The 12,018-nt window shown below is 32.3% G+C and carries 11 protein-coding genes and 1 other RNA gene; 4 read left to right on the top strand and 8 right to left on the bottom strand.

Annotated elements, in window-relative coordinates; all coding sequences use genetic code 11:
• From A2255_10355 to A2255_10345, 3 genes are all read right to left on the bottom strand, one after another.
• Positions 1-546 (bottom strand): hypothetical protein (locus A2255_10355; GenBank protein OGI16832.1); only part of this gene is annotated, 546 nt, incomplete at its 3' end.
• Between the two features lie 13 nt (positions 547-559).
• The gene (locus A2255_10350; protein ID OGI16831.1) at positions 560-1,411 is read right to left on the bottom strand and encodes a hypothetical protein; all 852 of its coding nucleotides are present in this window, start codon (positions 1,409-1,411) and stop codon (positions 560-562) included.
• Between the two features lie 36 nt (positions 1,412-1,447).
• A complete protein-coding gene (locus A2255_10345; protein OGI16830.1) occupies positions 1,448-2,236 on the bottom strand; it encodes a hypothetical protein in 789 nt (262 codons plus the stop codon).
• Positions 2,237-2,504: 268 nt separating this feature from the next.
• Here A2255_10345 and A2255_10340 point away from each other — a divergent pair, with 268 nt between their 5' ends.
• Genes A2255_10340 through A2255_10330 form a run of 3 tightly spaced genes read left to right on the top strand, consistent with a single transcriptional unit; the run spans position 2,505 to position 5,508 of the window.
• Positions 2,505-3,911, top strand: a complete 1,407-nt coding sequence (locus A2255_10340; protein ID OGI16829.1) for a tRNA lysidine(34) synthetase TilS — start codon at positions 2,505-2,507, stop codon at positions 3,909-3,911.
• Positions 3,912-3,932: 21 nt separating this feature from the next.
• Positions 3,933-4,478: a hypoxanthine phosphoribosyltransferase gene (locus A2255_10335; GenBank protein OGI16828.1), complete on the top strand. Its 546-nt coding sequence runs from the start codon at positions 3,933-3,935 to the stop codon at positions 4,476-4,478.
• Positions 4,479-4,482: 4 nt separating this feature from the next.
• Positions 4,483-5,508, top strand: a complete 1,026-nt coding sequence (locus A2255_10330) for a hypothetical protein (protein ID OGI16827.1) — start codon at positions 4,483-4,485, stop codon at positions 5,506-5,508.
• Positions 5,509-5,886: 378 nt separating this feature from the next.
• Here the strand turns inward: A2255_10330 and A2255_10325 are convergent, their stop codons facing one another.
• From A2255_10325 to A2255_10305, 5 genes are all read right to left on the bottom strand, one after another.
• On the bottom strand, positions 5,887-6,681 hold the full coding sequence (locus A2255_10325) for a hypothetical protein (protein OGI16826.1): 795 nt from the start codon (positions 6,679-6,681) through the stop codon (positions 5,887-5,889).
• 147 nt (positions 6,682-6,828) lie between these two features.
• Positions 6,829-8,481, bottom strand: a complete 1,653-nt coding sequence (locus A2255_10320; GenBank protein OGI16825.1) for a hypothetical protein — start codon at positions 8,479-8,481, stop codon at positions 6,829-6,831.
• A 59-nt stretch (positions 8,482-8,540) separates the two neighbouring features.
• Positions 8,541-9,251, bottom strand: a complete 711-nt coding sequence (locus A2255_10315) for a hypothetical protein (GenBank protein ID OGI16835.1) — start codon at positions 9,249-9,251, stop codon at positions 8,541-8,543.
• A gap of 25 nt (positions 9,252-9,276) precedes the next feature.
• Entirely contained in the window at positions 9,277-10,029 is a 753-nt protein-coding gene (locus A2255_10310) for a hypothetical protein (GenBank protein ID OGI16824.1), read from the bottom strand.
• 10 nt (positions 10,030-10,039) lie between these two features.
• Positions 10,040-10,927, bottom strand: a complete 888-nt coding sequence (locus A2255_10305) for a hypothetical protein (protein OGI16823.1) — start codon at positions 10,925-10,927, stop codon at positions 10,040-10,042.
• A gap of 857 nt (positions 10,928-11,784) precedes the next feature.
• Between A2255_10305 and ssrS the strand changes: the two genes are divergently transcribed.
• A non-coding RNA gene (gene ssrS, locus A2255_10300) (6S RNA) lies at positions 11,785-11,957 on the top strand.
• The last annotated feature ends 61 nt before the right edge of the window (positions 11,958-12,018 follow it).

The raw sequence follows: 12,018 nt of genomic DNA, 5'->3' as shown, positions 1-12,018 counted from the left end.
AGCTATACTGGATAACTCTTCAGCTGTTTTAGAAGAAAGTGTTGAAATCACAGAATCTCTAATTGCAGGTTTAAATTGATTCATCTCAGCTTCAATTTGTTTTAATGGATCCTCACCATGACCACCCCCATGCCCACCACCACCGCTAGCAGCATTAGGATTAGGATCAGCTTCTGTTCTGGTTAATTCGAGCGCCACATTTATTTTTAAATATCTTCTTGATCTTGGATCACTAAGATTGAGGATAAATTCACCAAGGTCAAGAATTAAACCACGTTCAACCGTTTCGCCTTCTTCTCCTTCACCTTCTTCTCCTTCACCTTCTTCTCCACCAACAGCAGCAATTTTATTCGCCATTGCATCCATATTAGTTTTAACTACAAAATAATTACTTGCAACAAAAATTACGCAAATTAAAATAGTTGTTACCGTATTAATAATAATAAGCTTCATCCCTCCAAGATCGGTGTCAGCTTTACCACCTTCAGGAGAAACTTTAACTTCTGCCTTTGGTTTTATTCCTTTTGGTTGTGTTGGTTGTGCCATTTTATTACTCCAGTTACTCTTTTATATCGCTATTTGCTTCAAAAATTTTACTCATTGAACTCAGTATAACTATATCTACTCTTCGGTTAACAGATTGTTCATTATTTGCTAAATCCTCTTTTAGCGGCATATATTCTCCATAACCGACTGCGCTAAATTTTCTTGGATCAATTTTATGTTTTTTAACCAGATATTTTATAATATTTGTAGATCTAGCTGTGGATAACTCCCAATTAGATGGAAACTTCTCTGTATTAATCGGTTGATTATCAGTATGTCCTTCTATTCTTATAGAATTCGGGATTTCACTCAAAACTCCAGCTAATTTATCCAATGTAATCTGCGCTTTATCTCTTATTATATCAGAACCCGGATCAAATAGAACCGTATCTTTTAATCTAATTATTAGTCCTCTTGTTTCTTTACTTATCGATATTTCACTTATATTTCCAAGATTTTTCTCAATTAAATTCTCAATATTTTTAAATTCAACAGCATCTTTATCAATATCAGATTCAATATTTTTAATTTGAGTCTTTAAAGAATTTATTTTAGCTTTTTGATCTGATATGTCAATATCTTTCATTGTAACTTCAGCTTTAGTAGTGCTAAAAGTTTTAAGTAATCTCCTTTTTTCTTCCAAAATCCTATTTGTTTCTGGATTATTTATTGTTTTTTGCTGAGTAGTTGAAGTATCAAAAACTTTATCCATAGAGGCAGAAAATTCTTTAAGATTATTTATATCTATTTGAGATAGAGCATACATAACCATAAATAAAGCTAAAAGCATCGTAATAAAATCTGCATACGATACAACCCAACGGTTTATATAATCCTGAGTATAAGAATATAAATCTTTATTCATTTTTACCTTTAAATAATTTCTCTTTCATACTCAGCTCTAAATTGATTCACTAGCCTCATTTAAAAAATGATCCTGTTTAAGCGAAAAGCTTAAGAAAGTCAGAAGCTTTTCTTCGATAATAGCAGGATTTTCACCTAATTGAATAGATATTAAACCTTGAATTATCATCTCTTTCAGGATAATTTCTTCTCTGAGCCTCATTTTTAGTTTACCTGCAATAGGTAAGAAAATTAGGTTTGCTAACCCTACACCATATAAAGTTGCAACAAAAGCCGTTGCTATACCGGAACCTAACTGAGAAGGATCTTGTAAATTGCCCATTACCTGAATTAAACCAAGCACTGCACCTACAATTCCAAAAGTAGGTGCAAATCCACCAAAAGCTTCGAAAATCCTTGAACTCAACACACCATGTTCTTCTTCAAGACTAACTTCTGTTGTTAATATATCGTGAAGCAATTGAGGATTATTAGTATCAACAGCTAATTGAACTCCTCTTCTAAGAAAATTATTCTCAATTTCAGGAACCACATTTTGAAGAGCTAATATACCGTCTTGTCTTGCCAATCTTGAAACTTCAACTAACTGAGTAACAATTTTCAAGATGTCTTCTCTATCATAGATAAATACTTTTTTAACAGATTTAAGAGCCGCAATGATTGCAGGTAATGAAAAATTTAAGCATACAGCTCCAACAGTTCCTCCAATGACAACAAGGGCTGCTGAAGGCTGGATAATTGTTAAAAACGAATTAGACTCAATTGCTTGAGCCCCTAAAATTGCTGAAAAACCAATTATTATACCTATTATGCTTGTTATATCCACTTTTATTTTGTCCCCAACTCTTCTAAACTTTGTATCCCAAGTAGTTTAATAAATAAATATTTATAATTTCAGAGTGATTATTACTCATAACTAGAATACTTTCACATGTTGATTCTTATCATCCACTAAAAAAAGTATTTCCCAGATCCTTGTTTTAGAGCATTCTTAAAGGCTTTTTATCAAGCTTAAAAAGCTTAGAGCCTGTTTGGTTAAAAATGCAAGGATGAATCTTTATAAGAAATACGGGCTTGTGCAAAGCGGGTGTGTGATGATTAAAGCTTTTTATAGTATTCTTATTTATATGGATAGGGAAATTAAAGAAAAAATTCTAAGATTTTTAGAAAAACATAATCTTAATGACTCTAAAAATGTTCTACTGGTTGCATTTTCTGGTGGAATTGATTCGTTATGTATGATAGATGTACTGTTAAAACTCTCAAAACAGTATAATTTTCAATTAATTGCTGGCCATTTAAATCACAATTGGCGTGGTCTTGAATCAAAACTGGAAGAAGAGCGAGCCAAAGAATATTGTATAGCAAGAAATATAACTTTTTATAGTGAAACTCTTCCGGAAGATCTTCCTCATACCGAGTTAATGGCTAGAAATCAAAGATATGAGTTTTTAAATAAAGCTGCTCAAAAGTTTAACGCTACAGCAATACTTACCGGACATACTCTAACAGATCAGGTTGAAACTGTTTTATATAGAATCATTAAAGGAACAGGAACAATAGGATTAAAAGGAATTCCTGAAGTAAGATATCAAGATAACCTTCCTCCTATTTATAGGCCAATATTAACTTTAACCAGAGATGAAACTCTTAAATACTGTGAAGAAAACAATTTAACTCCAAACATCGATACCAGCAATTTTAAGGAAGAATTTTTAAGAAATCGGATTAGATTAAGCTTAATTCCTGAATTAAAAACATATAATTCAAATATAGAGCAAGCTATTTTAAGGCTTTCCAGAATTTCAGCAGACGCAGAAGAGTTAATCAATGAATATATGGATCAAATAAAAAATAAGATTTACACAAATAAAGAGGAAATAAGCACTAAAGAATTTTTGGATCTGTCTTATCCTGCTAAAAAGAGAGTTATTCTGAATTTTTTAATGTCCGGAAATATTGAGTTTGACTTTGAAAAAATTGATGAGATTTTGAATTTTATTGAAGAAAGCTCAAAATTAAAATCAGGAAACACGTTCTCCATTACAAAAGATCTCTGGCTTTTTGTTTCCTCAGAAATAATTAAATTTATTCACTCGATAAGAGCTCCCATGGTAAAATCTTCTATAATAGTTAAATTAGACGAGGAAATTTATCACCCGGAATTAAATAAAACTTTAAAAATAATTCCGTGGAAAGAAAAAACAAGACCTGAAAGTTTCCCCTCAGAAACATCAAATATTGCATACGTAGATTTAAGCGATGTAAAAGATCCTCTTTATTTTAGAACTCGCCGTGAAGGCGACAAAATTCAGCCTTTTGGAATGCAGGGAAAAATGAAATTAAAGAAATATCTAATTAATAAAGGTATTCCTGAATTTAAAAGAGATAATTTACCTGTTTTAGCTACCGATTCAGAAGTTTTATGGGTAGTAGGCATGGGATTAAGTGAGCAAATAAGAGTTAAAAATATACCAACACATATACTGGAAGTTAGATAAAGATTATGAGGTTTAGTATAAATGGCTATTTTAGACAGAACACAAGACCAATTAGTTACATTATTAACGGAAGAGCAAATACAACAACGAATTAAAGAATTAGCCGAAAAAATAAATAATGAATTTGCAGATAGTCAGGAACTAACCGTAGTTGGAGTTTTATGCGGTTCTATACTCTTTCTTTCTGATCTTGTTAAACATTTAAAAATGCCTGTCCAACTTGAATTTATTAGGCTCTCAAGTTATGGTAACGAGCAATCATCTTCCGGTAAAATAAAACCTGTTGATTTAACATTACCAAGCTTAGAAGGAAAAGATGTTTTATTAGTAGAAGATATTGTAGATACAGGCTTAACAGCTACATTCTTGTTCGACTATATCAAAATTCAACATAAGGCCAGAAAAATTAAATTTGTAACATTGTTAAATAAGCTTTGCTCAAGAGTAAAACCTGTACAAGTAGATTTTATAGGTTTTGAAATAGATGATAAATTCGTTGTAGGATATGGTTTAGATTATAAAGGTTTCTATAGAAACCTTCCATACGTAGGATATTTTCCTCTGTAGTCCAATGAATATAAATGATTTTATAGCAGCATTTATAGTTCCAACAGGAATAGGTGCCTCTATTGGAGGTTATGCAGGTGATGCATCACCTGCAGTCAATTTGATATCAAAAATATGTCCTGTTATAACTAACCCAAATACAGTTAACGCTGCTGTTTTTTCTGGTATAAACAAAAACATCCTGTATACTGAAGGATTTGCAATAAACTCTTTTTTCAAAGGCGAAATAGCTTTAAGACCGACAAATCATAATAAAATTGGAATAATCCTTGATAAAGCAATTCCAAAACCTGTCCTTAATGTTCATTTAAACACAATTAATGCTGTAAAAACCGTTTATGGTATAGATATTTTAGATTATATTCAAACAAAAGAAGAAGTTGGAGTAAATTTCTCAATATCAGAAAGTAAAATTTCAACTGGAACTGTTAGTAATCCTGATACTCTAATTGACTCAGCACAAGCGTTAATTGATAAAGGAGCAGAAGCTCTTGCAGTAATATGCTATTTTGAAACCCCTGAAGATTTAGAATATTCTAAAGGTAATGGTGTAGATCCTGTTGGTGGTGTTGAAGCTGTAATTTCCCATATATTAACAAGAAAATTTAAAATTCCTGTTGCTCATGCCCCTGCTTTTGGAGAAAATTCGCTAAAAATTGACACTGAACTTGTTGATCCAAGAGTAGCAGCGGAATATATTACTCCAACATTTTTACCCTGCATATTATTAGGTCTGTATAATGCACCAAAACTTATAGATATAGAAGAAGCAAGTTATTTTGATATCACTCCAACTTCTCTTAAAGCCTTGATAACCCCTTATGATTGTCTTGGAAGTATACCGGTATTAAAAGCTATAGAAAAAAATATTCCTGTTATTGCTGTTAGAGATAATCAGACTATTCTTGATATAACCTCTCAGGCTCTTGATCTTGAAGATAAAGTTATCGAAGTTACAAATTATTTTGAGGCAGCCGGTTATTTATTAGCTTTAAAAGAAGGAATATCAATAAAATCAATCATTAGATAAACTAGTAGACTGTCCCATAAATTCAGGGGTACATTATTTCCGTCGCTGATGAAATTGCTTCGCATTTCATAGGTTCCTCCAATGTCATCGCGAGGTGACACAGTCACTTTTTTAAGTCATCAACCCTTCCGATAATACACAATGTCATCGCGAGGTTTCTAAAAGAAACCGTGGCGATCTTTCCAATTCTGGATAATGGCTTTTAATTGTAAAATGGATAGATTGCCACAGATTCCTTCGGAATCTTCGCAATGACAGCTGTACACTTTTTATTTCCTGGTTAGGTTCTTAGCCACATTCTCAAGTTAACGATCATTCCAGGAAATACTTAAAATTGTGCTTTTAGCACTTATTAGGTAATGGATATTACCGATAAATTTACTTCACTTCAATATTTATCGTTCTAGAACCATAATTTTTGTATTTCATATTTGGATGTGGTCCATTCCATATCCTATATAGATTTTGTATTTTATCTGAATATTTTCTGCCTATAAATTTTGCAGCAAATAATTCCGCTATAAACTCACCAAAATCTTGTGAAGCATATTCCCCAACCTTATTTTTTATCAATTTTCTAGTTTTTAGTGAAATTTCAACATTGTTTGTTTTGTTATACATATTTTTATCTGCTACATAATGCAAAAAATGTCCTATTTCATGGTAAAAAATATGTTTTGGTTTATTTGAAGATAATAAATGTTTTGTAAAATTCTTTTTCATTCTTTTATTAACATTATTCCAATCAAATTTTGAATTAAGATATATTATTCCACCATTATCAGGATACGTTATAGCAGCTGTTATTTCTAGAGTTTTACCTTTTATAGTTGTTTTCTTATAATTTTTAAATTTTTCATAGTCAGAAATAACTTTTTGTGGAAGTTTATAACCTGCTTTTTTGACATCTTTTAAGGCATTTACAGCCAAATTAGCAAGAATTAAGCTATCTTTAAAATCAGCATCAATTCCAAGCTCATTTTTAGCATAAATTTCAGCATCCTTAGTGCTTAAGAACTTTATATCATCTATCTTTGGTTTTTTACTACTTGTAAAGCTTATTCTATCTCCAATATCAGAGGATATTAAAGATAATTTAGCGTGTAAATCCTTTTGTGGTTGCTTATTATTAGTTGAAAAACCTGCTAAATTGGACTTAATTGCAGTTATCATTTAAATTTGCCTTTATAGTAATTTCTTAATAAGCATAAAAGCAAAACATGATAAATGTTGTTAGCATATTAATCGATTATTTTAATGACGGATATGGGATTGATTGAACCAATAGTTCTTTAACCATAGAATCTGATTGTTCTTTGTTTATTCTGGAATTACAGGATCAGAAATTGGCCCAACAGGAGCTAAACAAGAACCAAATGGCACTTGGTATGGATTTGTAGGAGTCGGGGAAGGAGTTATAATTTTTTCTTGCTTTCTTGTTTGTGTCATACCAGAAATAGGCTGTTTAGGCTCAGAAACTGGTTGTTTCATTTCTGACCTGGGAGAAATTGGTTGTGATATTTGTCCTGTCGGACAGGGTTTAGGAGATATCGGTACAACTTGTACTGGGCAAGGTTGTTTTGTTTTCTCTTTATTTTTATCATCAAAATATTGCTCTAATTCTTCACATTCCTCAAGTGTTGCACCAGGTTTTCCAAATAATAATCTAAGTAACAAAAATCGTTTACTCAACATTTCACTAACACCTTCAGCAAGACAGTCGACTTGTTTTGCAGCCTGATTATGACTTTGTACAGCTTGATTAGTATTTTGTATAGTGTTAATAATTAAACCTTTTGTATCTCTATCAAATTCTGTCTCTCCGAGTCTTCCTAAAACTTCTTCTGTTCTGCCAAATACATTTTGTGCTCTACCAAAAGTTCTTGTTGCTTCATAAAGAGCCGCACTTGCATTTGGAATTAAACCTGTTTGCTTGACATCTGAATAAATATCACCTGTATAACAGTTAATATTGCTAATAAGTTCACCCATATCTTTTAATAAAGCATTAAGGTTGTTTATTGTAATACCAAGGCCAATAGGGGCTGCGCCTCCTGCCTCAAAACCCTCAATAGCTGCGCCTGCTGTGCCTAATAATCTTGCTATTCCTCCAAAAGTACTTCTTATTCCTTGTCGAATCTCAGTATCAGCTAAAATATCGTTTACATTTCTTGTAATCTCATTAATATTAGTTGCTACCTGTCTTACATTACCTCTTACTTGAGGATCAGCCATTAATTCTTCAAAACTTCTTGCAGCTTCAGATATTGACGCTACAGTTCCTCTTAAATTTCCTTCCAATTCTTGATCTCCAATGAAATTACTTATGGTTCCCGAAATGTCACTTATATCTGAGGCTGCTTGAGAACCGTGTTTAAAGAAATCATTTATCTCTTCTTTATTTGCTTGTAAGAGATTATTTACTGTAACTGACATTCTATCTAAACGCTTACTTGTCTGATTAGCATTAGCCAGTGTTTGTTCCAGATTAATAAATATTCTGTCTAGTCTTCCACTTTCAACTTGTTTTTCAAAGAAAGCTTGTAAATCTTCTATACCAAAAGGTGATCTTCCCTCAATACAATCTCCATCAGCTAGACAAGGTGATGTTGGATTTTTAGGATACATTATACTAATATATTTTTGTCCGGTAATACCTTCTTGTCTAACTTGAGCATAGACATTTTTAGGCAGTTTTATATTTTCTTTATATATATCCATACAGACTATCGTATACCTATAATCCTCTGAAAATCCTATCTTCGAAATTTCACCAATATTAACCCCTTGATAATAAATCGGTAATCCCGTTGAAATAGGACCAGGATCAGTAAATCTAGCACATACAGTCATTACAGGCCTTACAGCAAAATACCTAAGCCATAATATACTGAAAATTAATAATGCCAGAGTTACTATTATAAATATACCTGCTTTAAATTTAGCACCTTTTTTCTCTTCTTCTTTGGGCATGGATCAATATTCCTCCAATCTGCCTGTTTTGTCTAAGTTATTATTGGTTAAAAGACTTATTATTCTCCATATTCTTTTTTACAGGATTCTAAAGTTCTTCTTTCTCTAAAACTACAAGGGTACGCTGACTTATCATTCTTAAATTGTTGATTTGTACCCTGCCATACTATGTGACCTTTATCTAAAATAAAGATTCTCTCTGAAATATGTTTAATAGTATCAATGTCATGAGTTACTATTATTGAGGTTACCCCTATTTGATCCCTTAATTCAACCATATCCTCTTCAAGTTCATAAGCTGTTGCAGGATCTAAACCAGTACTAGGTTCGTCATACAGCAGAATTTCAGGATGTAATGCCAATGCTCGTGCTACACTTATCCTTTTTTGCATACCTCCTGATAATTCTCCAGGATACATTTCTTCTGTATGTTCAAGTTTTACAATTTTCAATGCATCTTTAACTCTTTGGTCAATTTCTTCAGGACTTAAATTAGTAGTTTCCTGAAGAGCTAAGGCTATATTTTTCCAAACAGTTAATGAGTTAAAAAGAGCAGCATATTGAAAAGCCATCCCAATTACTTTAGCTCTTATAATAATTTCTCCTGAATTAGGTTCAATTAGGCCTGTTATTAACTTTAAAATAGTACTTTTGCCTGATCCTGAAGGGCCAGCAATAGACACTATTTCTCTTGGATAAATATCAAGAGACAAATTTTCCAAAACTTTCTTTTTACCAAAAGCTAAGTCTACATTTTTAAAACTTATTATTGGTTGTTCTTGATTATTTGGCATTTTATATTCCAAAAAATATAGTTGTAATAAGATAATTAAAGGTGAAAATCATAATTATGCTCCATACAACGGTTTTAGTAGCTGCACTACCAACAGCCTCCGCACCACCACTAACCTGAAGCCCTGTTGTTGTAGCAATTATAGATATAATACCTCCAAATACCATTGCTTTCAGCATCATTACAAGAGTATCCGTTTCTTCAATAAACATTCTTACAGAATCTAAATAAACTGAGTAGCTTAAATTCACAACAATACCTGATAATACCATGCCAGAAAGTATAGCTAATAATGCCGCAATTACTGTTAGTAATGGCCCAACAATGGCTGCCGCAATAAGCCTCGGAACTAATAAATATCTTATAGGATTAATCCCTAATACCTCTAAAGCGTCTATTTGCTCAGATGCTTTCATACTACCTATTTCTGCTGTTATTGCAGCTCCTACTCGTCCTGCAACTACAATTGCTGCAATAACCGGAGCAAGTTCCCTAACAACTGCAACTCCAATAAGACCGCCTATAAATTGCTCTGCCCCAAAATTCCTTAATTCCTTGGCAAGTTGTGTAGACATCGCAAGACCAATAAATATAGCAGTTATACTAACAATAAATAGTGAACCAATACCAGCTTTATCTATCTGAACAGCAGTATTTCCAACATCAATTTTCCCTTTAATTGCAAATTTTAGGGCTCTTACTAAATTTAAACCCGCTTCTCCGATATCCATAATTGTTTGTCTAGCAAATACCATGGTAAGCCCCTTATTGTGTTTGTGCTGTAATTTGGTGAAATATAGGCCTATCAACAATTAATCCAGGTTGATTCAGGTTATTTTGTCTTATATATGCTTCAATATAAGTAACTCTGTCCTCACTTGTAGGATGACTTGCTGTAAAATTAGATAAAAAACCTCTTCTTTCAACTGTTTCAAGGGATTGAAAGAGTCTAACCATACCATATGGAGAATAACCTGATCTGGCTAGTATTAAAGCTCCAATTTCATCAGCCTGAATTTCTTCATTACGAGAAAATTTTTGCAGAACCACAAATTGAGCTAATCTGGGCACAACTGTTTGAGGATCATAATTCAATAATTTTCCAAGGTAATCAAAAGTAACATCAAGACCTAATTCTGTTAAAGCTAACTTTATATGATGTTTTGCAACAATATGAGCCATTTCATGAGATAAAACAGCTGCTAATTCACTTTCTGTTTCAAGAAAATCCAGCATACCGGTCGTTACATAAATATACCCACCAGGAGAAGCAAAAGCATTTATATTTGGATCTTTAATAACAACAAAATTAAACGGTATATCAGACCTTCCAGAATTACGTGATAAAACTTGCCCTATTGAACTTACATAAGTTTGCACGGTTTCAATACTCAGAACATTTCTTGTTCTTAAAATTTCCTGATTAACCTGTAATCCTAAACTTGAAGTAGGATTTATTACAACTCCACCTCCAAGATTACTGGTTCCAACTCCTGCACCAACATAAGTAGAACTCCTTGTTCCACCAACACCAATACCGACTCCTCCAAAACCAGAATTTCCGGATCCTGAAAAAAATACAGCGCAGGATTGTAAAAAAATTATTGAGAAAAAACATGCCAAAAAAATACAAACTTTATAAACTCTAATCATTTCCTCTCCTCAGGAAGAATAATTTTCGAAAAATATTACTTGCTACAAATCAACGTTTTATAAGTTTTTCGATAATATCACACGAAAATCAAGCTAGTATATTCACCACTTGTAGCTAATTAAAATAATAAATTTTAATTAGGTGTACTTATGTCGGATGAACACATAAAATTTTTTATTTATTATATTGTTATAATTAAAAAACAAATTATTCTGGATCAGAGTAAAATCCTTGTAAATTTAGGTAAAACAAAGATTTTACAGAAAGAGTAAAGTAAATAAGGAGGTAAAGATAATGAATTGGGCTAGATGGGCAAACGTAATATTAGGTATATGGCTTATTTTAAGTCCTTTTATTTTAGGTTTTGTTACAGATCAAGCTACTTGGAATAACATTATAGTTGGATTCTTGGTACTTGTTTTTGCATTTGTAACAAGAAGCACTATGGCTACCGCAAGAGGTACAACGTAAAGTTATTTTTACACTAATGGGAAAGGAGAATTCTAAAATTCTCCTTTCTGTTTTCAAAAATTACCATTAAAATCAATTCAAGAAATAAATAATAAGATTACATATAGTCACTCTTTTAAGTCGTCGATCTTTCCAATAATACTCCGCTGTCATTCTGAGTGAAGCGAAGAATCTAAGAGATCTTCACTAACGTTCAGGATTACACTCACTGTCATTGCGAGCCATGAATCGTGGATAACCAGCATCAATTATTCTTGCGTGGCAATCTCTAATCATAAATTAGCTGGCAACTTGAATTATAAATTATTGGATAAAATCTAAATTCAATTTTAAAAAAATCTTATTAGAGTATGGTCAATCTAAAAAAAATATGAAAGAATATAGATTAATGCTCCTCGTAGATCGCTAGTTTTGATCCTACAATTTTAAAAGAGGGGGCTCTATCTCTAAGGATAATAACGTAGACCTAACGTGTATTAGGAAACGAAGTTTATCCGGGGGGGCACCCACCTGTGTGAGGAACACGGGTTCAAAACTCCGGTCTCTTGGGGCATTTTCTATGCTTTTATAAGAAAATTTAAAAATACGATTTCTATTTTATATCTTGCTTATTTTCTGT

This window comes from Candidatus Melainabacteria bacterium RIFOXYA2_FULL_32_9, assembly GCA_001784615.1.
GTDB lineage: Bacteria > Cyanobacteriota > Vampirovibrionia > Gastranaerophilales > UBA9579 > UBA9579.
The sequence above is the reverse complement of the archived record's forward strand: the minus strand, read 5'-3'. Positions and strand labels throughout refer to the sequence as shown.